This window comes from Burkholderia sp. WAC0059, assembly GCF_002870125.1.
Lineage (GTDB): Bacteria > Pseudomonadota > Gammaproteobacteria > Burkholderiales > Burkholderiaceae > Paraburkholderia.
This window is the reverse complement of sequence record NZ_PNEO01000001.1, coordinates 152,162-175,174: the sequence shown is the minus strand read 5'-3', so window position 1 is coordinate 175,174 and position 23,013 is coordinate 152,162. Positions and strand designations below refer to the sequence as shown.

The window sequence follows — 23,013 nt, the reverse complement described above, 5'->3', positions numbered from 1 at the left end:
GGGAGGCGACGACGGACGGATGGCGTTACCGACTACCGGCGGGGGCTTCCGGCGGACTACCGGCGCTACCCGCCGACGTGACTGCCCACGACGGGATGGCGCGGTTCGGCGGTGCTGCTTTCCCGGCCGTCCGCCGCCAGCGGCGGCAAGGAGCCCGGCGTATAGCGATGCACCGGCGCAATCCAGCGCCCGTCGCCCGGCGGCATCGAGCGGGTGACGACGCCGCCCGTCGCGGCCGCTCTCGCCGCCGTCGACGCGTCGGAAATCATGGCCGGCACCTCGCCGCGGCATTCGTGCTCGACCCATTTGCGCGCCCAGTCGAACGCGAACTGCTTGGCCGACTCCCGATCCGCGAACGGCGGACCGACGAGGCCCGAGCGCTCGAGGCGCTGGCCGTCGCGAAGAATCTCGACGGCCGAGCGGAACATGCGGTTGCGCACGGGCTGCACCACGAGCTTCATCAGGTAGCCGCGCCACTCGGCCACCTGCACGGACTGCGCGGCGGCGCCCGACCAGAGCGGACGAGCGGCCGTCACGACGTCGACGGCCGGCGACGGCACCGCAACGGGCGACGGCAACGCGACGGCCCCCGCGCGCGCGGCCGGGTTCAACACGTCCCGCGCCGCCGGATCGGCGGACGGGTTCGCGGCGGGCCGCCCGTCGTCCGGGTCCTGCAGGTTCGACAACTGGCGCGTCATGCTGACGATCGCGTCCGCGACCGGCCAGTCGCGCTCGCCCGTTTCCTGCTCCTCGGGCGCGTCGGCCGTCGGAGCCTGCCAGGCTTGCGGGCTCTTCCAGAAAACGGTCGGCAAGCCGTCGTCGTCGGCTGTCGCGCCGGCGCTGGCCTCGGCGGAATGCGTTTCGGGCGGCGGCGCCTCCGGAACGTAGACGAACGCGCGGCCGCGCGTCGAGAGCAGTTGGACCAGTTCGGCGAGCGTACCGTTGAGGTGCCACTCGTCGAAGCGACGGCGGCAGGTGGGTCCGGACGGATAGCGGGCGGGCAGACGCGACCACGACTCGCCGGTCGTCAGGATCCAGAGCACTGCGTTGGTAACGACGCGCGGTTCCGCGCGCGGACGACCGCGACGATTGAGACGAATGGGAGGCTCGTCGGACACGAGCGAAGCCACCTGCATCCACTCTTCATCGCTCAGTTCTTCGAAATTCATGCTGTTCTCCACGCAGCCGGACCGGGGCTGCAGTGTCGGAGTACTGGCAGAGCGGCGCAGAAAGACGCCATGCCGGCACTCTCGGTTGCACCATATGCTTATACGTTGGGGTCGTTCGCCGCGACGGTCGCACTCAACTTGTGCGGGCGTTCACGGGTTTGACGCAGGGAACGTGGTCTCACTCGTGCAAAGGAGAATTTGTGCACGAAGCATACCATCTGATAAACCGCCCGATAGGGGCGGAAATAAGTGTTACGGTTAGAAACAAACTCGTCCGTACGATTGGAAACGAACCCCGTCCATCGCGCGAACCGGCACCTGCCGAAAACCCGCCTGAATCCGGGGGAATCCAGTCCGGGCTCCCGGTCCCGAAGCGATTCCGGCCGGCGTCGTATGCCGCGACGCACGAACCGTTGCAGTTGCAACGCCGCGCGCCCCCGCTGGCCGGCCGTGCCCTCTAGCCGCTATACCTACGCGCGTGCAATGACATCCATATTACGGCGTCGCAGCAAATCCGTCGCGAAAAATCGCATTCCGCGAACGGCGTCCTGCGTCATACGAATCGCGCCCGCGCCGCCGGCCTCGCCCGATGGGCCCGGGGGGCGCCGGCCACATTGCGAAGGTCTCCGGACGAATCTGTTTATAGTACGCGTGCCCTACAACCAGACGACAACGGAGAATCACAGATGCACACATCCCTGACGCGCGTCGCGGCCGGCGCGCTCCTCGCCGCGCTGTGGCTGTCGCCCGGGCTCGCGAACGCGCAGCTCGGCAACCTGCTGAACCAGGGCGGCTCGTCCGGCGGCGCCTCTCGCGGCCTCAGCGGAATCGGCAGCAGCCTGGGCGGCGGTGGCGGCAGCGGCGGTCTGCCGGGCCAGTCGATGGGTTCCATGAGTTCGATGGGATCGATGAGCTCGGGCAGCACGGGCAACGTCGCGGGCCTGCTGCAGTTCTGCATCAAGAACAACTACCTGAGCCCGGCCAGCGCGGGCGGCATCCAGAACTCGCTGCTCGGCAAGCTGCCGGGCGGCGCGCACACCACCGATAGCGGCTACGCGAGCGGCAGCAACGGCATTCTCACGGGCAGCAACGGTTCCCAGCTCGACCTGAACGGCGGCGGGCTGAAGGCCGACGCCACGAAGCAGGTCTGCAATCAGGTGCTCTCGCAAGGCAAGTCGATGCTGTGACGACACGCGGGCGGCGCCCGACGGCACGGCCGCCAGGACCCGGGCCGTCGTCGCGTCACCCCGGCCGACGCGCCCGGCGCGCCCTGCCGTCGGACCCGCCGACTCGCACTTGAACCCGCCGCCTGAACCTGCGCCCGAACCTGCGCCCGAACCTGCGCCCGAACCTGCGCTTCGAACCGCGCCGGCATCCGGCCGCGGCGCTATCGCCCCCCTGCCCCGGTCCGCCACATTTCCGCCACGAAGCCGTGCCAGCATCCGTCACTTGAACGTTGCGCCGCGTTGCCGGTCGAACGTTTCCTGTCGGGTGCCCGGTTGCCACTGCCATGACGAAGCGCCGTACTCATGCCGTTACCCTGCTCGCCGGTCTCGCGGCCGCGCTCGGCGCATGCGGCGCCCATGCGGACGGCCATGACGAGCAGTTCGACTGCACGTCGAACCCCCATGCGTTCATCACGTCGCTGATCGACGAAAAGTCGATCGATCCGCAACCCACGCGCGTCGAGCCCGATTCGGTCAACGCGTTCCGGCCCGTGCAGGGCGCCCGGCTGAAGGCGTTCGGCTTTCCCATCTACACCGTGATCGGCTACGAGCAGAACGACGCCCTGTTCCGGGCCGGCACCGGCAAGACCGTCGACGGCCCGGTGTACGGCGTGGTGGTGTCGGCGCCGGCCGAACGGGTGCAGGCGCGCTTGCGCGCCGCCAACAACAACGCGATCGTGCAGTCCGTCATCCCGCTGCTCCTGACCGCCATCGTCTGCGACGAGAACGGGTGAGCGAAACGCGCCCGCGCAGCGCGCAGCAGCCGGGCGAATGCGAAAAGACGCAATCAGCCGGCCACGGCCGGCCTCGCCGGCCCGGAATACTTGAAAGTGCCCTGCGCGCTCGCGATCAGAAGGCGGCCGTCCACCCAGGCTTCGGCGCGCGAGAAAAAGATCGACCGTCCCTGCCGCTCCAGAAACCCCTTCGCGCTCACGCGCTCGCCGAGCCCCTTGTCGAGATAATTCGTCGTGAGCGAGAGCGTGAACGCGTGCAGCGGCGGCTCGCCCGGCGCCGAGAAGAGCCCGGCGTAGCCGGCCGCGGCGTCGAGCATCGTCGCGATCGCCCCGCCCTGCAGCACGCCCTGCCGGTTCAGCTTCGACGCGTCGATCGGCATGACGAGCTCGGCATAGCCCGCGCGCCACGCCACGAGCCGCACGCCGAGCGTCTCCAGAAACGGGTTGTCGAGGGCGTATTCGGGCTGGGCGGACATGGGCGGGGCTCCGGGAGGCTGACGGAAAGCGGCGGCGCAAGGCGCGCCGGCGCGGGAAAGATCGCGGGCCATTATAGGATCGGGCGCCCCCGGGCGCAGCGCCGCCCCGAGCCCGGCGCCGCCGGGTATCATCGGCGGCTTTCAACCTCGCCCCGCGCGCCGATGGCCTCCTTTCCCTTCGATGCCGTGCTGTTCGACTGCGACGGCGTCCTCGTCGATTCGGAACGCATCACCCACACGGTGCTCGTCGACATGCTCGGCGCACTCGGCTGGACGCTCACGCTCGACGAAGCCATGCGCATTTTCGTCGGCAAGGCGGTCCGGGACGAAGCCGCGCTGATCGAGGCGCGCACGGGGTTCGCGCTGACCGACGCGTGGATCGCCGCGTTCCGCGCGCGGCGCAACGCGGCGCTCGAGCGCGACCTCGCCGGCATCCCCGGCGCGCCGGCGGCCGTGGCGGCGCTGCACCGGCGGCTCGGCGGGCGCATCGCCGTCGCCTCGGGCTCCGACCGGCTCAAGCTCGAACTGCAACTGGCGAAGGTCGGCCTGCTCGCTGCCTTCGAGGGCCGTCTTTTCAGCGGCCACGAGACGGCGCGCAGCAAGCCCTGGCCCGACGTCTACCTGGCCGCCGCCGCAGCGCTTCGCGTCGCGCCCGGGCGCTGCGCCGTGATCGAGGACACCGTCACCGGCGTGACGGCCGGCGTGGCCGCCGGCGCGACGGTGTTCGGCTACCGCCCCGACGCGCCCGGCCACGGCCACAGCCGCGCCGACGCGCTGCGCGAGGCCGGCGCCGTGTGCGTGTTCCGGGACATGGCGGCGCTGCCCGAACTGCTCGCCGGCTGGGAGAATCCAGCGCGTCCCCCGGCCTGAACGCCGAACTTTCGACGCCCGGCGAGGCCCGGCAAAAAAGATAGTTTGCTATCGAATTCCAGGCTATCATCGCGCCGATGCCGAATCTCCACTCGTTACGTCTGTCCGTGAGCAGCACGCTCGTCCTGGCCGCCCGCCGGTGGCGGCGCACGAGCAACGCCGCCCTGACCGCCTACAACGTCTCGGAAGCCTGCGCCACGCCGCTCCTCATCGCGGGCCGGCTCGGCGAGGCCGTGCGCCAGGTGGCGCTGGCCGAGCAGGTCGGCATCGAGGGGCCGTCGCTCGTGCGCCTGCTCGACCAGCTCTGCGCGGCCGGACTCGTGCGCCGCAACGAAGACCCCGACGACCGGCGCGCCAAGACGATCTCGCTCACCGACGCGGGCCGCGCCGTCACGGCGAAGATGGAGGACGACCTGCGCCTCTTGCGCGGCCGCATCCTCAAGGGCGTGAGCCGCGCCGACCTGGAGGCGACGCTGCGCGTGCTGAACGCCTTCAACGCCCTGGAAACGGCCGGCGCCGCCGGACGCCACGCCGACGACTAGACGCGCCATGGTCTACCCCTCCGTCCGCGACTGGCTCTTCTCGGTCAAGACCTTCGCCGCATCGATCCTCGCGCTCTACCTCGGCCTCATCTTCCAGTTGCCGCGCCCGTACTGGGCCATGGCGACCGTCTACATCGTCTCGAACCCGTTCGTCGGCGCGACGCGCTCCAAGGCGCTCTACCGCGCGCTCGGCACCGCGCTCGGCGCGGTCGGGGCGATCGCCCTCGTGCCGCCGTTCGTCGAGACGCCCTGGCTCTTCAGCCTCGTCGTCGCGCTCTGGACCGGCGTGCTGCTCTACCTCGCCATCTCGGACCGCACCGCGCGCAGCTACGTGTTCATGCTCGCGGGCTACACCATGCCGCTCATCGCGCTGCCGGCCGTGACCGATCCGGGCGCCGTGTTCGACCTCGCGATCGCCCGCACCGAGGAGATCACGCTCGGCATCGTCTGCGCGAGCGTCGTCGGCAGCGCCGTGCTGCCGAGCCGCCTCGCGCCGACGCTGATCGAGCGCACCGACGCCTGGTTCCGCGACGCCGCGTTCTACGGCCGCGAAACGCTTTCGGGGCGCATCGCCGGCACGCAGATCTCGGCCTGCCGGCAGCGGCTCGCCACCACGGCCAACGGCCTCGAGTTCCTGCTGAGCCAGCTCAGCTACGACAACGCGCATCCGCAGGCCATCACGCGCGCGCAGACGTTGCGCGGCCGCATGCAGATCTTCATGCCCATCATCTCCGCGCTCGGCGACCCGCTCGCCGCGCTGCTCGCCGACATGCGCACGCTGCCCGAGGGACTCGAGGCGCTGCTCGCCGACGCGGCGCGCTGGTTCGACGCGCCGCTCGCCAACGCCGCGCGCGACGACGGCGCGGACCCGGCCGCCGACGCGCTGCGCCGGCAGATCGCGGCGCTGCAGCCCTCCGCCGGCGCGCTCGCGGGCTGGGACGGCGCGCTGCTCTCCAACGCGCTGTGGCGGCTGCGCCAGCTCGTCGACGTCTGGCAGGACTGCCGCTCGCTGCGCGCGGCGATCGCGCACGAGCGCAGCGTGTGGCGCCCGCGCTTTCGCCACTGGCGGCTCGGCGGCACCGAGCGCTATTACGACCGCGGCATGATGCTGTTCTCGACGGCCTCGGCCGTCGGCGCCATCGTGGTCGCCTGCGGCCTGTGGATCAGCTCCGGCTGGAACGACGGCGCGAGCGGCGTAACGCTCGCGGCCGTGGCCTGCTGCTTCTTCGCCGCGCTCGACGAGCCGGCCCCGCAGGTGTTCCGCTTCTTCTTCGCGACCTGCATCGCCGTGGTGCTCGCGGGCCTCTATCTCTTCGTCGTGCTGCCGCACGTGCACGACTTTCCGATGCTCGCGCTCATGTTCGCCGGGCCGTTCATCCTCGTCGGCACGCTGATTCCGCGCCCCCAGTTCAACCTCGTGACGATGCTCGTCGCCGTCAACACGGCCACCTTCATCAGCATCCAGAGCGCCTACGACACGGACGTCCTCGTGTTCCTGAACAGCAACCTCTCGGGCGTCGCGGGGCTGCTCTACGCGTTCGTCTGGACCCGCGCGACGCGCCCGTTCGGCGCCGAGCTGGCCGCGCGGCGCCTGCTCGTCTCGAGCTGGAGCGACGTCGCGCTGACCGCCTCGACCGAGCCGATCGACGACCAGCGCAACCTCTACTCGCGCATGCTCGACCGCCTGATGCAACTGATCCCGCGCCTCGCCGCGTCCGACGACCACCGCCATCCGTCCATCGAGAGCTTTCGCGACCTGCGCGTCGCGCTCAACGCGCTCGACCTGCGCCGTACGCGCCGGCGGCTGACGGGCGACGTGCTCGCCTGCGTCGACGGCGTGATGGCCGACGTGAACGCCTATTTCGCCGAATGCGCGAAGCGGCGCGCGCGCCAGCCGGTGCCGCCCGCGCTGCTCGGCGCGATCGACGCGGCGCTCGACCGCGTCGCCGCGCACGGCGCCGACGACGTCTCGCAAATGCTCCGGCACCGCCTGCGCGACACGCTGCACGCGCTCGTAGGCCTGCGCCTGTCGCTCTTCCCGGCGGCGACCGCGGCGGGCCCCATCGCCGGCGAGGGGGCCGCATGACGCGCGCGCTTTCCGTTTCCCGCCGCATCGGCATCGGGCAGGGCCCCAGACCATGATCGGCGAAATCGACATCATCGGCGTATTCGTGCCGTCCGTGCTCGTCCTGATGCTGGTCGCGTACCTGTTCAATCTCGTCATTCGCAACGTTCTCACGCGAATCGGCTTTTATCGTTTCGTCTGGCACCAGTCCATTTTCGACCTCGGCATCTACGTGCTGGTGCTCGGCGCCATCGTCGTCGTCTCCCGTCATCTGGTAACGTGAAAAGAACCTGGCTCTCCGCAGGTCAGATCCTGCTGACCCTCATCGTCGTCGTCGTGGCCGCGCTCGTGCTCTGGCGCCTCGTGCAGTACTACATGTTCTCGCCGTGGACGCGCGACGGCCACGTGCACGCCGACGTCATCCAGGTGGCGCCCGACGTGTCCGGGCTCGTCACGGGCGTCGACGTGATCGACAACCAGCAGGTCCGGCGCGGCCAGGTGCTGTTCGTGATCGACCAGGCGCGCTACACGCTCGCCGAGCGCGAGGCCGAGGCCACGCTGGCGCAGCGGCGCGCGGCGCTCGACGAGGCGAAGCGCGAATACGCGCGCAACGTCACGCTCGGCAACCTCGTCGCGGCCGAGGTGCTCGAGGAAAGCCACGCGCGCATGGACCAGGACGACGCGGCCTACGCCGAGGCACAGGTCGCGCTCGACACCGCGCGCCTGAACCTGCAGCGCACCACCATCGTGAGCCCCGTCGACGGCTACCTGAACGACCGCGCGCCGCGCGTGGGCGAATACGTCTTCGCGGGACGCGCGGTCGTCTCGGTCGTCGACATGCACTCGTTCCGCGTGGACGGCTACTTCGAGGAAACCCGGCTGCACGGCATCCGCATCGGCCAGCCCGTGGACATCAAGATCATGGGCGAGCCGGACGTGCTGCACGGACACGTGCAGAGCATCGTCGCCGCCATCGAGGACCGCGACAGCACGCAGAGCCCGAACCTGCTGCCCAACGTGAACCCGGCGTTCAGTTGGGTGCGGCTCGCGCAGCGTATTCCGGTACGCGTCGCGCTCAACGAGGTGCCGACCGATTTCCGCCTGATCGCCGGCCGCACCGCGACCGTCTCGGTCCACACCGAGACGCCGAAGCAGCGGCACGAGGAACTGGCCGCCAACCGGGCCGCGGCGGCCGGCATGTCGCCGGCGAGCGCCGCGAACGGGGCGAGCGCGGGTGTCGGCGCAAACAGCGCAAGCGGCACAGGCGACGCAAGCGGCGCGCACACGCAACCCGCGGCGTCGGGAGCCGCGCCATGACACGGCGTCTTTCGCGCCGGCCGGTGCGCGGCGCGCTCGCGCTCGCCGCCGCGCTCGCGCTCGCCGCCTGCACCGTCGGCCCCAACTATGCGCTGCCGGGGCGCGCGCTCGTCAACGCGCCGCTCGCGCACGGACCGATCGCGGGCGCGAACGACGCCCCCGTCGCGCAGACGAGCGTGCCGCCGATGTGGTGGCGGCTCTACGACGACCCGGTGCTCGACGAACTCGTCGAAGACGCGCTCAAGTCCAACACCGACCTGCGCGTGGCGGCCGCCAATCTTTCGCGCGCACGGGCCGTGCTCGACGTCGCCCGTGCGCAGGGCGGCTTCTCGGGCGGCGCGTCGGCCGCGTTCAAGCACGCCCAGGAGGCCGGCGAGCAATACCTCATCTTCAGCAAGGTGCCCGTCGCGGACGAGGGCGACATCGGCCTGAACGTCTCCTACGAGTTCGACCTGTTCGGCAAGCTGCGGCGCGGCGTCGAGGCGGCTCGGGCCGACACCGAGGCCACGGCCGCGGCCAGCGACCTCGCGCGGGTCACGGTCGCGGCCGCCGTCGTGCGCGCCTACGTTCAATCGTGCTCGGCAGCCGAGGAGCTGGCCGTCGCGCAACAGTCGCTCGCCCTGCAGAAACAGCGCGTGGAACTTACGCGCCGGCTGCGCGACGCGGGACGCGGCAACGAGCCCGACGTGACGAGCGGACAGACGCAGACCGAGACGCTCGCGGCCCAGATTCCGGGCCTCGTCGGCCAGCGCCGCGTCGCGCAATACCAGTTGGCGATGCTGCTCGCGCGCGCGCCCGACGACCTGCCGCCGGCCGCGCTCGCCTGCGACCGGTTGCCGACGCTGAGCCAGCCGCTGCCCGTCGGCGACGGCGCCGCGCTGCTGCGGCGGCGCCCCGACGTGCGCGAGGCCGAGCGGCAACTGGCCGCCGCCACCGCGCGCATCGGCGTGGCGGTCGGCGCGCTCTATCCGACCATCAGCTTCGGCGCCTCGACGGGCCTGACCGGCGTGCTCGGCGACCTCGGCAACCAGGCCACGACGCGCTGGGCCTTCGGTCCGACGATCAACTGGGAATTCCCGGCCAACGGCCAGCGCGCGCGCGTGCGCGAAGCCGAGGCCGAAACGGGCGGCGCGCTGGCCCGCTTCGACGGCGTCGTGCTGAACGCGCTGCGCGAGGTGCAGAGCAACCTCGCCACCTATGCGGCCGACTACCAGCGCGCCGACGCGCTGCGCGCCGCGCTGCAGTCTGCCCAGGTCTCGGCGGACCAGACGCACCAGCTCTACGTCGCCGGGCGCGAATCGTTCCTCGCCGACCTCGACGCGACGCGCGCGCTGACCTCGGCGCGCGGCGCGCTCGCGGCCGCCGAAGGTCAGGTCGCGGCGGACCAGGTACAGCTCTTCCTCTCGCTCGGCGGCGGGTGGGAAACGGCGGACGACGGCCAGGGCGCTGCCGATCAGCCTCCGCCGGCCGCAACCGACGAAACGGCGACGACCGATGCCGGCTCGAAGGCGGTCGTCACCACGCCGGTCCCGCCACCTTGACGCTCCCCTGACGCCGTCTCGCGCCGCGCGGCCGACGCCGCTTCCGTAACGAACCGCGCCAGCGGACGCGCAGGCTCGGCACGGCCGCGCCGCCGCGCGCCGATCCGATGTCGAGCGTCGCGCCGGGATGCCTCGCGCGCTGCACAGCCCGGCCCAACCGCCATCGCCGTCTCCGTCAATACGGTTGCCGTCCGCGGCGGGATCGAAGCCCATGCCGTCGTCCAGAACCACGAGCACCCGGCCGCCGGCATCCTGCCGCAACCAGACGTCGACCTTCGCTCGCGCGGCCGTGCCCGGGTTCGCCGCGGCGAAAGGCCGGGTCGGCCAGGCCCCGGGCTTCGCATAACTGGGCACCGCCCGCCCCGCGATTACCAGATTCCAGGGATTGCGCGCGCGGCCGGGGCCGGGATCAAATGGCGCTACGCATCCGGGCCGCGCCGCAACCGCCCGTGCGCAAGACGAGAAACGCCACACGACGACGGAGAGACGGCCGGCCCGGGCCACCGCGACCGTCAAGCGGAACGAGACCATGAACAACGTCCGGAAACTGCGCTGCACGGCTTCCGTGCGCGCCTCGTGCGAGCGCGCATACAGCCTCGAGCTGGCGCGCGGCAGCTCGCACATCGCCAGCACGCTCACGCCGCTGAGCCTGGCCGATGCCGTCGACGAAGTACGCAACGCCTTCGTGGCGGCCTATGGCGAGGACGATCTCGCCGCTTTCCTCGAGCTGCTGGCCGAGCGGCTCGACAAGCGCACCGCCCGCGAGGCCGCGACGGCCGTCCGGCGGGCCGCCGCGCCCGAACGCCGGCGCGCGCCGCGCCTGCCGCTGACGCTGCGGGATTCGCCGTAACGAAAACTCGCTTTACGACGGCCCCTGGTGCGAATGACGGTGGTGAATGTCCGGGTAATGCGCGTGCGAATGCGTCATCGGCAGATGAACGTGGGGATGCGCGTGCGGCTCGTCCCCGTCGTAGGGGAAATCGTGCGCATGCTGATGATGCGCGTCGTGGCGATGCCGGTGCGTGTGTTCGAGCCGTTCATGCGTGTGCGCGTGCTCGTGTCGTTCGCGCACGTGCAGCCACACGCCGAGCGCCATCAGCGCAGCCGCGATCCAGAAGCTCGCGCCCGGCAGCGCGGGCCAGACGAGCAGCGAAAGCGCCACGCCGAATAGCGGCGCGACGGAAAAATACGCGCCGGTCCGGGCCGTGCCGAGATGGCGAAGCGCGACGACGAACAGGACGAGGCTCACCCCGTAGCCGGCCAGCCCCGTCGCCATCGCGGCCGCGACGGCCGGGGCGCCCGGCAGCGACGCGCCTGTCGCGAAGGCGACGACGAGATTCGTCGGGCCGGCGACGAGCCCTTTCAGGCAGGCGATCACGGCCGCGTCGTTCGCGGAGACCTTGCGCGTCAGGTTGTTGTCGATGGCCCAACACAGGCAGGCGCCGACGATCAGCAGCGCGCCGGAGGAAACCCCGCCCGCCCCGTGCCACGAAAGCATGACGCCCGCAGCGACGATGGCCGCCATGCCGAACAACACCTGCCAGTCCACGTTCTCGCGGAAGACGCTCCACGCGATGACGGCCGTCAGCACGCCTTCGAGATTGAGCAGCAGCGAGCTGGTCGCGGCCGGCGTGCTCGCGAGGCCGAGCATGAGCAGCGCCGGGCCGGCCACGCCGCCGGCCGCGATGGCGCCGATCAGCCAGGGCAGTTCGCCCGCGCGGATGCGCGAGCCCTGGTCGTCGGGCCGCTTTTCCGCGTGCGGGCGAAGCCGGCGAACGACGATCCAGAGGCCGAGCCCGATGCCGCTGCCGAGATAGAACAGGCCCGCCACCATGAACGCCGACATCGTGCCGAGCAGGACTTTCGCGAGCGGCGTGGCGGCGCCGAACAGCGCGGCGGCGGCGAGTGCGGTGAAAACGGCGTTGAATCTCGAGTGCATGGTCGGGGAACAGGACGCGGGGGGCGTGGGGCCGTGACCGCGGCGAGCCCGCCGGCCGCCTCGCGCGAGGACGACCCCGACCCGATGCGGGAAAGCGCTATTTTCCGGCCGGGCTCGCCGGCAGATCGTCGTAACCCTTGATCCGGTAGATGACGAACGAAGCCGCCCAGGCGAAGACGAACACGCCGATGATGATGAAGCCGAGATCGCTGAAGTTGTCGTTGAGCATGTCGATGAACGCCCAGAACCCGCCCTTCAGCCCGAGCGGGTCGGCAACGAGGCCCAGCGCCTCGATGCCGCCGACCAGCACGGCCACGATCACCGACACCAGCGTGATCGTCAGGTTGTAGTAGAGCTTGCGGATCGGGCGCACGAACGCCCAGTCGTAGGCGCCCAGCATCAGGATGCCGTCGGTCGTGTCGACGAGCGACATGCCCGCCGCGAACAGCACGGGGAACACGAGCACGACGCCCATCGACACCCCGTTCGCGGCCTGGCTCGCCGAGATGCCGAGCAGGCTCACTTCCGTCGCCGTATCGAAGCCGAGACCGAACAGGAAGCCGAGCGGCAGCATCCAGATCGACTTCGAGACGAACCGGAACAGCGGCCGGAACAGCCGCGCGAGCAGGCCGCGGTTGTTGAGCAGCAGATCGAGGTCGTCGCTGTCGTACGTCTCGCCGCGCCGCACCCGGTTGAACGAGCGCCAGACGCCGCGCAGGATGATGACGTTCATTGCCGCGATCACGAACAGGAACAGCGCCGAGATGCCGGTAGAAAGGATGCCGAACGGGCCTCGCAAAGCCTCGACGCGGCTCTCGAGCGCCGCCGCCGTCGCGGCGACCGCGGCCGCCACGATCAGCACGACGGCGGAGTGGCCGAGCGCGAAGAAGAAGCCGACGGTGACGGGACGCTGGCCGTCCTGCATCAGCTTGCGCGTGACGTTGTCGATGGCGGCGATGTGGTCGGCGTCGACCGCGTGGCGCAGGCCGAAACCGTAGGCGAGCAGACCGGCGCCGAGCAGCAGCGGATGCGCATGGAAGGCAACGAACGCCCAGACCCAGGCGCCGACGTTGAAGAGGGCGAGCACGAAATAGATGCCGGCGACGCGGCGGGGCAGGCTCCCCTGCGGCAAGGCCGAGGGCGAAACGATAGACATGGGATGGATCCTGGGGTCGGGCTGTCCTTGCTGCATGCGGTCGCCGGAGCGCGCGGCCGACCCGTCGGGACACCCCGCCCGGCGTCGCTACGCGGACCTCGGCCGATGCCAGGTCTCCTCGCGCGCGGATAAAGTCGCGGCGCGCTCAGGTCGCGGCAACGACCTCGATGCGCAGCGCCGGCGCGCCGGCCGCGATCTCGAACAGACGATCGACGTTCGGGTGGGCGCCCGGACGATTGCGCGCGTCGGCCGTGTGCTCGGCGAACACGGCGAGGCCGTGTTCGGCCGCCTTCGCGTCCAGCGTGCCGAACGTCTGCCGCAAGTATCGATACACCGCGAGCGAGCCCTGCTTGCCGGGCTGGTTCTCGATGCGTGCCACGACGGTCCCGTTGCCGTCGAGCAGATCGATGCGCTCGATGCCGTCGATGGCCGGCAGGCGCGCGAGATTGTCCTTGAATACGTTGCCCGGCTGAATCACCTGAATCGCTCCGCAGTGCTGGAAAGAGCCGCATCTTATCCGATTCGGGGGCAGGGCATGGCGGCACGCGTGGCGCAACGGACGGTCGAATCGATCGAGCCCGCCCGACTCCGCAAAAAACGCGCTCGCCTCACACCGACTTGTCGTCCACCGCCTTGTCGAGCCGGGTCGGCGTCTTTTGCCCGTCCTTCTCGAATTCGCCGTAATTCCACTCGAGCTTCGCCGTCGAGGTCGCAAACGAACGGCTGAGCGCAATGCCGTACTCGGTCAGGTACGTATGAAGGCCCTTGTTCTGGACGATGCCGTCCCGGGTCTCTTCGCAGTCGAGATCGATAGCCTTACCGGTCAGCGCCGGATTGATCTGCGACGCCAGATAGTAGTGGCCGGCATGGCAGGTTTCCACCATCGAGGAAAAATTGGCGATCTGGACGGTCGTCCCGATCCTGAAGCGGGTCGTGTAGGTTTCGTCTTCCTTCGGCACGTCGAATGCGAACTGATCGTTGTCGACGCCATGCACCATAAATGGAATGAAGGCGATCGACTGCGCATACGCCGCCGTTTCTGCTTTCAGCTCGTATATGTTGAGATAGGAAATGTTGAACGACACATTGCTCGGTATTCCGTTTGCCGAGACTTCGAGCACCTCCTGCACGAGGCCCGTATCCCCGGCATTGATGAACGTCGCCTTGAAATCGCTGTCGATCCGGGCCGTATTGGTGTGGCCCGTCAACGTGCCCGACGCGATCAATTGCCGGAACGGCAGCGGATGGGCGCCGGCTGCCGGCAGCCTGCTCCGGACCGAGGCCGGCAGCGCATCAACGCCGAAATTCGCGGCAAGATAACCGGGCTCGTCTTTCGCGATATCCTTGACCGATACGAATTGAATACACCCCGACAACAACGTAAGCATCGCCAGCATTGCCCCTGTCAGCGCGCGGTTTTTTTTCATCTACAGGCTCTCCGTCTTCTACTGAATTTCTATTGAATTATTATCGCTGCCCGATGGGCCCGACCCGGGTTCGCAGCAAAAAATCGCCCCGCGTATTAAACACCACCTTTTTATTTATTTCCTTATCGGCAAGAGCCGTCGATTCCTGAACGGACGGACGCAAAAACAACCCCCCCGGGGCTGGCGCATGACACGCCAACCCCGGGGGGGTTTTGTTTCTATATGCCAGTAGATAACGGCAAGGCGGTAGCGGGCCTCAAGCCGACCACCGCCCGCGCATCCCCTCAATGCCCGAAATAAACGGGAATCGGCGGGGTATAGACGGCGCTCCCGCCGCCGGACGCCGACGAGCCGTTCGTGGACGGCCCATAACCGCTGCCGGCGCCGGCCGTGCCGTTCTGGGCCGCGACCCGTGCTTCGGCCGACTGGATGTCCGCCGGATAGTGGGCATCGTTGGCGCCGGGGTCATACCCGGCCTGCTCGAGTTGCGCCAGCTCGCCCGTCACCTGGGCGCGCGTCAGCGGGCCGTTGGACTGGGACTGCGCGAACGAAACCGCGGGAACCGCAATGACTGCAGCAACGACAAGTGACTTCAGGATCGTTTTCATCTTCACACCTCCGACTTTTGCAGGGCGGCAGACCGATCTGTCCTCAGCCCTTAATACACAGTCTAGGAAGTGCGCGCGCGAGAACAAATGCGCGGATCGGAAATCACTATTGACGCCGGCGGCGGCAGGCGGCACGGCCGTTGCGTCGCGCCGCCGGTACTGCGTCGCAACGGCGCCCGGACCGGGCAGCGCGCGACGCCGCGCCGGAAAACGCGAACGGACGTTGTGCGTCACGGCAAACGCAAACCCGACGCGAACCCGGCGCAAACTCGCGTGCCCGTTTTCGATGCCCTTTCCTTACGCCGGGAAATCGGTCGCGATGCCCACGTCGCGCCAGGCCTCGATGTCCGCGAGCGCCGCGCGCAGCCGCTGCGCGACCGCGTCCACGCCGAACGCGCCGAGCACCAGGTGGCGCGGCGGCGCGTCGAGTTCGGTGATGCGGATCATCGCCTGCGCCGCGCGGGCCGGATCGCCGACCTGCTTGCCGCTCAGTTGCGCGGTGCGCTGCATCCGCGCGGCCGCGGTCTCCACGTAGTCCGCGATGCGGCTCGGCGTCTGCCTGAGCGAGCGACCCGCCCAGTCGGTCCGGAACGGCCCCGGCTCGACGCAGGTCACCTTGATGCCGAGCGGACCGGCCTCGGCCAGCAGCGAATCGGAAAAGCCTTCGACGGCGTGCTTGCTCGCCGAGTAATAGCCCGAGCCGGGAAAGCCCACGAGGCCGGCCACCGACGTCACGTTCAGCACGTGGCCGCGCCGCTGCACGCGCATGACCGGCAGCACGGCGCGCGTCATCGCGAACAGGCCGAAGACGTTCGCGTCGAACTGCGCGCGAATCTCCTCCTCCACGCCCTCTTCGAGCGAACTCTGGTAGCCGTAGCCCGCGTTGTTGACGAGGACGTCGATCGTGCCGAAGTGCGCTTGCGCCGCCTCGACCGCCATCGCGATCTGGCGGTTGTCGGTCACGTCGAGCGCCACGCGCAGCAGGCGGTCGCCCGCCGACGGCGCGAGATCGTCGAGCGAGGCCTTCTCGCGGGCGCTCGCCACGCAGCGCCAGCCGCGCGCGATCACGGCTTCCGCCAGTTCGCGGCCGAAGCCGGTGGAGCAGCCGGTGATGAACCAGACAGGCGTCGTAGTCGAACTCATGAAAGCTCCTTGAGAGAAAGGAAAGCGGGAAGAAAGGGCACGAGCCGCATGCCGCCGCGGACCCGCGAAGCGGGACGCGGAGCGCGGCCGGGAACCGCGTGGGTCGTTCGATGATAGCGAGCACAGCCCGGGCCTGCAGCCGGCCCGGCACCGCCGCGAACCGCTCAGGCCTCGTGCAGCGTGTCGATGATGGCCCGCGTGATGCCGGGCCGGTCGTAGGAGACGCGCTGGATCATCCCCACCGTGCGCACCACGGGCGGGTCCGCGATCGGCAGCACGCGCAGCGTGGGGTCGTTGCGCCAGTTGCCGCCGTGCAGCAGCGGCAGCACCGCGACGCCCACGTTTTCGCGCACCAGCGCGACGATCGTTTCGATCGAATTGAGTTCGAGGTATTCGTTGACGGCGAGGCCGGCCGCGTCGAGCGCCTGCTGCACGACGAGGCCCGTGCGCACGCGCCGGTCGAAGCGCAGGAAGCCGTGGTTGCGCAGGATGCGCCGCGCGTCCGGCTCGACGAGCTCGCGGTTCGCGACGAGCACCATCGGCTCGGCGTAGAGCATGCTCCAGCGCAGCGTGTCGGGCAGCATGGCGTCGGGCTGCGCGACCACGGCCGCGATGTCCACCTCGCCTGCCTCGACCATGCCGGCCAGCTCGTCCGAGCGCGCCGCGAGCAGCCGCACGTCCAGTTGCGGATGCACCGTCTTCAGGCGCGCGACGACGAGCGACAGCGCGCCGATCACCGAGACCACGGCGCCGATCGTCACCGGCCCCGTCATCGAGTCGGGCCGCGCCGAGCCGAGCGCGTCGAGCAATTCGAGAATCTGCTCGACCTTCGGCTGGATTTCGCGTCCCGCGCGGCTCAGCACGACCTGGCGCGCGTCGCGGTTGAAAAGCTGCCGGCCGAGCGCCTGTTCGAGCCCGCGCATCTGCAGGCTGACGGCCGCCTGGGTCAGCGCCACCTTCTCTGCCGCCGTCGCGAACGACCCCGTTCGCGCCACGGCCTGGAAGGTCTTCAGCATCCGCAGGGTCGGCACCGTCATGTTCAAGAAAAATTTAAGCGTGAAAAAGAAATATTAATATTTCCTCGTCGTTCGCGCACCACATAATGGCTCCGACGCCCCGACCGAAAAGGATGCCGAGTCCGATGTGGAGCCTGTGCGAATGACCGATGCCGTGCGCCGTCCCGTTCTCGCCGTCGAGGGTTTTTCGTTGAAGTTTTCGCGCGCCGCCGACATGCCGAATCTCGTCGACGACGTGTCGTTCTCGGTCGAGGCCGGCAAGACGCTGTGCATCGTCGGCGAGTCGGGCTGCGGCAAGAGCGTCACCTCGCTTGCGCTGATGGGCCTGCTGCCGAGCCCGCCGGCCGTGCGCGTGGCCGGCACCGCCCGCTTCGAGGGCCGCGACCTCTTCACGCTCGCCGAACGCGAGCTCGCCGACCTGCGCGGCAACCGGCTCTCGATGATCTTCCAGGAGCCGATGACCTCGCTGAATCCGGCGTTCACGATCGGCGAGCAGATTGCCGAAAGCATCCGCCGCCATCGCGGCGCCTCGCGCCAGGCGGCGCGCGAAGCCGCGCTCGAAATGCTCGAGCGCGTGCGCATTCCCGCGCCGCGCGCGCGGCTCGACGCGTGGCCGCACGAGCTCTCGGGCGGCATGCGCCAGCGCGTGATGATCGCGATGGCGCTCGCCAACGCGCCGCGTCTCCTGATCGCCGACGAACCCACCACGGCGCTCGACGTGACGATCCAGGCCCAGGTGCTCGCGCTCGTGCGCAACCTGCAGGCCGAAACGGGCACGGCGATGATCCTCATCACGCACGACCTCGGCGTCGTGGCCGAGGTGGCCGACCACGTGGCCGTCATGTACGCGGGGCGCATCGTCGAATACGGCACGGCGCGCGAGTTGTTCGACGACCCCCAGCATCCCTACACGATCGGGCTGATGGGCGCGATTCCCTCGACCGGCAGGCGCGAGGGCGCGCTCGCGACGATCGACGGCTCGGTGCCCTCGCCCGAGCGGATGCCGCCCGGCTGCCGCTTCGCGCCGCGCTGTCCGTTCGCGGCGGAGCGCTGCGTCGAGGCCGCGCCGCCGCGGCGAGCCGTGAGCGCCGCGCCCGGCGACCACGAGGTTGCGTGCTGGTTCGCGCCCGTCGAGCAGTTCGCGGCACCGCCCCTGCAACAGGCCCACGCATGAGCACGCTTCCCAAGGGCCCGCCCGAGCGGCAACGGCCGCCCGCGCCCGCGCATCCGGCGCCCCCCGTCATCGAGGCACGCGCGCTGACGAAGCAGTTCGGCGGCACGCGCCATCTCTTCACGCGCGCGCCGACGGTGCATGCCGTGCACGACGTCTCGCTCGCGGTCCGCGAGGGCGAGACCTTCGCGATCGTCGGCGAATCGGGCTGCGGCAAGTCCACGCTCGGCCGGCTGCTGCTGCGCCTCATCGATTCGACCGAGGGCCGCGTGCTCTACCGGGGCAAGGACATCACGCATCTCTCGGGCGCGCCGCTGCGCCGGCTGCGCCGCCACATGCAGCTCATCTTCCAGGACCCGTTCGCCTCGCTGAACCCCGGCATGACCGTCGAGCAGATCGTCGGCGAGCCGATCGCGCTGCACGGCCTCGCGCGCGGCGCGGCGCAGCGCGAGCGCGTCGCGCAACTGCTGCAGACGGTCGGCCTGCAACCGGCGTGGGGCGAGCGCTATCCGCACGAATTCTCCGGCGGCCAGCGTCAGCGCATCGGCATCGCGCGCGCGCTCGCCGGCGAGCCGGGGCTCATCGTCGGCGACGAGCCCGTGTCCGCGCTCGACGTCTCGGTGCAGGCGCAGGTCATCAATCTGCTCGAGCAGCTCAAGGCGCAGTTCGGCCTCACGCTCGTGATGATCTCGCACGACCTCGCCGTCATCCGCCACATGAGCGACCGCGTCGCCGTGATGTATCTCGGCGAGATCGTCGAGCAGGCGCGCGTCGACGATCTGTTCGACGCGCCGCTGCATCCGTACACGCAGGCGCTGCTCGGCGCGATTCCGGCCCGCCGGCCCGGCGAGGCGCGCGCCCGGCCGCTCGCCTCGGGCGACCTGCCGAGCCCGACCGCGCCGCCGCCGGGCTGCCGTTTCCATCCGCGCTGCCCGCACGCGAAGCCGCTCTGTGCCGAAGCGAAACCGCCGGCGCAGACGCTGCCCGGCGGACGCCAGATCGCCTGTCATTTCTGGCAGGAGATCCAGCAGGCGGGCGCCGGCGCGCCGCTCGTCGCGAGCGCGAGCCCGAAGCTCGCGGAGCGGCTCGCGCTCTACCGCGACCGCCAGCGCCGCCGCGACGACGCCGGAACCGATCCGGCATCCCATCCCGCATCTAATCCGACACGCAACCCCGCGCCGGCCTGACGGCCCTCCGGCCTGGCCGACCTGAAAAAAACGGAAAGAGGAACCCCACGCATGCGAAAACTCCTGATTGCCGCCGCCCTGGCCGTGAGCGCCACGAGCGCGCTGGCCCAGCAGACCGGCCCGACCCTGCGCATCGGCATGCAGGACGACGTCGGCTCGCTCGACCCCGCGCGCAGCGTGCAGGTGGCCGACCGCATCGTGTTCAGCTCGCTGTGCAACTCGCTCGTCGACATCGGCCCGAACCTGAAGATCGTGCCGATGCTCGCGACCTCGTGGACCACGAGCGCCGACGGCAAGACGCTCACGTTCAAGCTGCGCCAGGGCGTCAAGTTCCAGGACGGCGAGCCGTTCAACGCGGCGGCCGTGAAGGCGAACCTCGACCGCTATCGCACGCTGCCGACGAGCAACCGCAAGAGCGAGCTCGCGTCGGTCGATCACGTCGTCGTCGTCGATCCGTACACGGTCTCTATCGTGCTCAAGGCCCCGGACGCCGCGCTGCTCGCCACGCTCACCGACCGCGCCGGCATGATGCTCGCGCCCGACACGCTCGCGAACGCCGACGGCGTCGCCACGCATCCGGTCTGCTCGGGTCCGTACAAGTTCGTGCAGCGCGTGCAGAACGACCGCATCGTGCTCGAGAAATTCGACGGCTACTGGGACGCGAGCCACTACCCAATCCAGCGCGTGATCTTCCTGCCGATTCCCGACGCCACCGTGCGGCTCGCGAACCTGCGCTCGGGCTCGCTCGACATGGTCGAGCGTCTCGCGCCGTCCGACGTCGCCACCGTGAAGAGCGACCCGAACCTGCAGTTCGTGCCCGTGAGCGGCCTCGGCTTCTACAACGTCACGTTCAACATCGCCAACGGTCCGCGCAGCAACACGCCGCTGCGCGACAAGCGCGTGCGCGAGGCGTTCGAACTCGCCATCGACCGCGACGCCCTCAACAAGGTGATCGGCGCGGGTCTCTTCGCGCCCGCCAACCAGGGGCTGCCGCCCTCGAGCCCGTACTTCGACGCGGCGCTGCCGATGACGCACCGCGACGTCGCGAAGGCGAAGGCGCTCCTGCAGGCCGCCGGCCACCCGCACCTCGACGTCGAACTCACGTTCGGCAACAACACGGTGGCGAGCCAGGTCGCGCAGATGCTCCAGGCGATGCTCGCCGAGGCCGGCATCAACCTCAGGCTGCGGCCGACCGACTACGCCGCCGCGCTCAACGCCGCGCACAACGGCGACTTCGAGGCGCTCTACACGGGCTGGTCGGGCCGCGTCGATCCGGACGGCAATCTGCACCAGTTCAACACCTGCAGCGGCAACCTGAACTACGGGCACTACTGCAACCCGGCGGTCGACAACCTGCTCGACGCCGCGCGCACGAAGACCGACCCGGCGCAGCGCAAGGCGCTCTACGACCAGGCCGCGAAGATCCTCGCCGACGAGGACCCGATCGTCTACCTCTACGTGCAGCCCTGGCCGTTCGCGCTCTCGAAGAAGGTGCAGGGCTTCGTGCCCTACCCGGACGGGCTGATCCGGCTGCGCGGCGTCAGCCTCAAGGGGTAGGGAGCTCGCCATGCTGCGCGTCGTCGCCAACCGCCTGATCGTCGCCGTGCCGACGCTGATCCTCGTGTCGATGCTGATTTTCGGCCTGCAGAAGCTGCTGCCCGGCGACCCGGTCATGGCGATGGCGGGCGAGGACCAGGACCCGCAGTTGATCGCCACGCTGCGCGTGAAGTACCACCTCGACCGGCCCGTGCCCGTGCAGTATGCGTACTGGGTCCGCGACATCGCGCACGGCAACCTCGGCACGTCGCTGCGCACCGACGAGCCGGTCACGACGCTGATCGCGCAGAAGCTGCCCGTCACGCTGCAGCTCGCGGCCATGGCGATGGTCTTCGCGATCGGCATCGGCATTCCGGCCGGCGTCCTCTCGGCCGCGAACCGCGGCAGCCCGCTCGACTACGGCGCGAACGTCCTCGCGCTCTCGGGCATGTCGATCCCGAACTTCTGGCTCGGCATCATGCTGATCTTCCTCGTCTCGGTGCGCTGGCACCTGCTGCCCTCGTCGGGCTACGTGCCGCCCACCGAGGATTTCTGGCTCAGCATCAAGACCATGCTGATGCCCGCGTTCGTGCTCGGCGCGGCGCTCGGCGCGCAACTAATGCGCCACACGCGCAGCGCGATGCTCACGGTGCTGCGCACCGACTACATCCGCACGGCCCGCGCCAAGGGCCTGCTGCGCGGCACCGTGGTCGTGCGGCACGCGCTGCGCAACGCGCTCGTGCCCGTCGTCACGGTGCTCGCGCTGCTGTTCGGCGAACTGCTCGCGGGCGCGGTGCTGACCGAGCAGGTGTTCACGATCCCCGGCTTCGGCAAGCTCGTCGTGGACGCCGTGTTCAACCGCGACTATGCCGTCGTGCAGGGCGTGGTGCTCGTCACCGCGCTCGGCTTCATCGTCGTGAACCTCTGCGCCGACGTGCTCTACATCCTGCTCACCCCGCGACTCAGGCATAGCTGATGGCCACGACGCCCGCCTCTCCCCTCGACCCGGACGCGCGCGCGGCCGCCGTGGCGCCGCGCCGGCGCTGGCGCCGCCTCGCGCGCTTCGTGCGCAACCGCGCGGCCGTGGCCGGCGCGCTCATCGTGCTCGTGACGATCGCGGTCGCGCTCCTCGCACCGTGGATCTCGCCCGCCGATCCGCTGCAGACGAGCTTCATGGACGTGCGCGAGGCGCCGTCGGCCGCGCACTGGTTCGGCACCGACGAGCTGGGCCGCGACGTGCTGAGCCGGCTGATCTGGGGCGCGCGCGCCTCGCTGCTCGCGGGCGTGGTGTCGGTCGGCATCGCGGTGATCGTGGGCGTGCCGCTCGGGCTCATGGCCGGCTACTTCGGCCGGCTCGTCGACGGCGTGATCTCGCGGCTCGCGGACGCGCTGCTGTCGATCCCGTTCCTGATCCTCGCCATCGCGCTCGCCGCGTTCCTCGGCCCGAGCCTCGCGAACGCGATGGCCGCCATCGGCATTTCGGCGATGCCGCGCTTCGTGCGGCTCGCGCGCGGCCAGGCCATCGCCGTGAAGGCCGAGGATTACGTGGAGGGCGCGCGCGCCATCGGCCTGGGACATTTCCCGATCATCGTGCGCTACATCTTGCCGAACGTGCTCCCACCGATTATCGTGCAGGCAAGCCTGACCGTCGCCATGGCGATCATCGCCGAGGCCAGCCTGTCGTTTCTCGGCCTCGGCCAGTTGCCGCCGGCGCCCTCGTGGGGCTCGATGCTCAACACCGCCAAGGACTTCGTCAGCCAGGCGCCGTGGATGTCGATTTTCCCGGGCATCGCGATCTTCCTCGCGGTGCTCGGCTTCAATCTGCTCGGCGACGGGCTGCGCGACGCGCTCGATCCGCGCGAAACCTGACGGCGGCCCCGGGCGCGACGG

Annotated in this window: 23 protein-coding genes; 14 read left to right on the top strand and 9 right to left on the bottom strand. The window is 70.0% G+C overall.

The window, feature by feature from the left end:
* Window positions 1-65: 65 nt before the first annotated feature.
* The gene (locus CY652_RS00815) at window positions 66-1,169 is read right to left on the bottom strand and encodes a transposase (protein WP_146009994.1); all 1,104 of its coding nucleotides are present in this window, start codon (window positions 1,167-1,169) and stop codon (window positions 66-68) included.
* Between the two features lie 686 nt (window positions 1,170-1,855).
* Between CY652_RS00815 and CY652_RS00810 the strand changes: the two genes are divergently transcribed.
* Together CY652_RS00810 and CY652_RS00805 are read left to right on the top strand one after the other, a co-directional pair.
* Entirely contained in the window at window positions 1,856-2,356 is a 501-nt protein-coding gene (locus tag CY652_RS00810) for a DUF2501 domain-containing protein (protein WP_102128777.1), read from the top strand.
* A 323-nt stretch (window positions 2,357-2,679) separates the two neighbouring features.
* Window positions 2,680-3,129, top strand: a complete 450-nt coding sequence (locus CY652_RS00805; RefSeq protein ID WP_102128776.1) for a hypothetical protein — start codon at window positions 2,680-2,682, stop codon at window positions 3,127-3,129.
* A gap of 53 nt (window positions 3,130-3,182) precedes the next feature.
* Here the strand turns inward: CY652_RS00805 and CY652_RS00800 are convergent, their stop codons facing one another.
* A complete protein-coding gene (locus CY652_RS00800) occupies window positions 3,183-3,605 on the bottom strand; it encodes a PaaI family thioesterase (protein ID WP_102128775.1) in 423 nt (140 codons plus the stop codon).
* Between the two features lie 162 nt (window positions 3,606-3,767).
* On the opposite strand from CY652_RS00800, the gene CY652_RS00795 reads away from it, so the two are divergent.
* The 7 genes from CY652_RS00795 to CY652_RS00765 all read left to right on the top strand — a co-directional run bounded on the left by CY652_RS00795 (window position 3,768) and on the right by CY652_RS00765 (window position 10,790).
* Window positions 3,768-4,475: an HAD family hydrolase gene (locus CY652_RS00795; RefSeq protein ID WP_102128774.1), complete on the top strand. Its 708-nt coding sequence runs from the start codon at window positions 3,768-3,770 to the stop codon at window positions 4,473-4,475.
* Between the two features lie 77 nt (window positions 4,476-4,552).
* Window positions 4,553-5,017: a MarR family winged helix-turn-helix transcriptional regulator gene (locus CY652_RS00790; protein ID WP_102128773.1), complete on the top strand. Its 465-nt coding sequence runs from the start codon at window positions 4,553-4,555 to the stop codon at window positions 5,015-5,017.
* A 7-nt stretch (window positions 5,018-5,024) separates the two neighbouring features.
* Window positions 5,025-7,103: an FUSC family protein gene (locus CY652_RS00785; protein WP_102128772.1), complete on the top strand. Its 2,079-nt coding sequence runs from the start codon at window positions 5,025-5,027 to the stop codon at window positions 7,101-7,103.
* 52 nt (window positions 7,104-7,155) lie between these two features.
* Complete coding sequence (locus CY652_RS00780) at window positions 7,156-7,365, top strand: DUF1656 domain-containing protein (protein WP_102128771.1); 210 nt, start codon at window positions 7,156-7,158, stop codon at window positions 7,363-7,365.
* Window positions 7,362-8,399 carry an efflux RND transporter periplasmic adaptor subunit gene (locus CY652_RS00775; protein ID WP_102128770.1) on the top strand — a complete coding sequence of 346 codons (1,038 nt, stop codon included), beginning with the start codon at window positions 7,362-7,364 and terminating at the stop codon, window positions 8,397-8,399. The genes CY652_RS00780 and CY652_RS00775 overlap by 4 nt, the downstream gene beginning before the upstream one ends.
* Entirely contained in the window at window positions 8,396-9,940 is a 1,545-nt protein-coding gene (locus CY652_RS00770) for an efflux transporter outer membrane subunit (RefSeq protein ID WP_102128769.1), read from the top strand. Before CY652_RS00775 ends, CY652_RS00770 begins: the two co-directional genes overlap by 4 nt.
* Before the next feature lie 529 nt (window positions 9,941-10,469).
* Window positions 10,470-10,790 (top strand): hypothetical protein, encoded by a 321-nt coding sequence (locus CY652_RS00765; protein WP_180970357.1) that lies wholly within the window; start codon window positions 10,470-10,472, stop codon window positions 10,788-10,790.
* Between the two features lie 12 nt (window positions 10,791-10,802).
* Here CY652_RS00765 and CY652_RS00760 read toward each other — a convergent pair whose 3' ends face one another.
* The 7 genes from CY652_RS00760 to CY652_RS00730 form a co-directional block, all read right to left on the bottom strand.
* Window positions 10,803-11,879: a DMT family transporter gene (locus tag CY652_RS00760; RefSeq protein WP_102128768.1), complete on the bottom strand. Its 1,077-nt coding sequence runs from the start codon at window positions 11,877-11,879 to the stop codon at window positions 10,803-10,805.
* Window positions 11,880-11,976: 97 nt separating this feature from the next.
* Window positions 11,977-13,035, bottom strand: coding sequence for a HoxN/HupN/NixA family nickel/cobalt transporter (locus CY652_RS00755; RefSeq protein ID WP_102128767.1), 1,059 nt, complete (start codon window positions 13,033-13,035; stop codon window positions 11,977-11,979).
* A gap of 145 nt (window positions 13,036-13,180) precedes the next feature.
* Window positions 13,181-13,513: a DUF2322 family protein gene (locus CY652_RS00750; protein WP_102128766.1), complete on the bottom strand. Its 333-nt coding sequence runs from the start codon at window positions 13,511-13,513 to the stop codon at window positions 13,181-13,183.
* Window positions 13,514-13,643: 130 nt separating this feature from the next.
* Window positions 13,644-14,462: a hypothetical protein gene (locus CY652_RS00745; protein ID WP_102128765.1), complete on the bottom strand. Its 819-nt coding sequence runs from the start codon at window positions 14,460-14,462 to the stop codon at window positions 13,644-13,646.
* A gap of 284 nt (window positions 14,463-14,746) precedes the next feature.
* Entirely contained in the window at window positions 14,747-15,070 is a 324-nt protein-coding gene (locus tag CY652_RS00740; protein WP_102129002.1) for a DUF4148 domain-containing protein, read from the bottom strand.
* Window positions 15,071-15,367: 297 nt separating this feature from the next.
* Window positions 15,368-16,213: an oxidoreductase gene (locus CY652_RS00735; protein ID WP_102128764.1), complete on the bottom strand. Its 846-nt coding sequence runs from the start codon at window positions 16,211-16,213 to the stop codon at window positions 15,368-15,370.
* A gap of 164 nt (window positions 16,214-16,377) precedes the next feature.
* Window positions 16,378-17,244 carry a LysR substrate-binding domain-containing protein gene (locus CY652_RS00730; protein WP_102129001.1) on the bottom strand — a complete coding sequence of 289 codons (867 nt, stop codon included), beginning with the start codon at window positions 17,242-17,244 and terminating at the stop codon, window positions 16,378-16,380.
* A 127-nt stretch (window positions 17,245-17,371) separates the two neighbouring features.
* On the opposite strand from CY652_RS00730, the gene CY652_RS00725 reads away from it, so the two are divergent.
* The 5 genes from CY652_RS00725 to CY652_RS00705 are packed head-to-tail and all read left to right on the top strand — an operon-like array spanning window position 17,372 to window position 22,992.
* On the top strand, window positions 17,372-18,403 hold the full coding sequence (locus CY652_RS00725) for an ABC transporter ATP-binding protein (RefSeq protein ID WP_102128763.1): 1,032 nt from the start codon (window positions 17,372-17,374) through the stop codon (window positions 18,401-18,403).
* Entirely contained in the window at window positions 18,400-19,587 is a 1,188-nt protein-coding gene (locus CY652_RS00720; protein ID WP_102128762.1) for an ABC transporter ATP-binding protein, read from the top strand. Before CY652_RS00725 ends, CY652_RS00720 begins: the two co-directional genes overlap by 4 nt.
* A 51-nt stretch (window positions 19,588-19,638) precedes the next feature.
* Complete coding sequence (locus CY652_RS00715; protein WP_102128761.1) at window positions 19,639-21,144, top strand: ABC transporter substrate-binding protein; 1,506 nt, start codon at window positions 19,639-19,641, stop codon at window positions 21,142-21,144.
* 10 nt (window positions 21,145-21,154) lie between these two features.
* Window positions 21,155-22,099: an ABC transporter permease gene (locus tag CY652_RS00710; protein WP_102128760.1), complete on the top strand. Its 945-nt coding sequence runs from the start codon at window positions 21,155-21,157 to the stop codon at window positions 22,097-22,099.
* Window positions 22,099-22,992 carry an ABC transporter permease gene (locus CY652_RS00705; protein WP_102128759.1) on the top strand — a complete coding sequence of 298 codons (894 nt, stop codon included), beginning with the start codon at window positions 22,099-22,101 and terminating at the stop codon, window positions 22,990-22,992. The genes CY652_RS00710 and CY652_RS00705 overlap by 1 nt, the downstream gene beginning before the upstream one ends.
* Window positions 22,993-23,013: the final 21 nt, after the last annotated feature.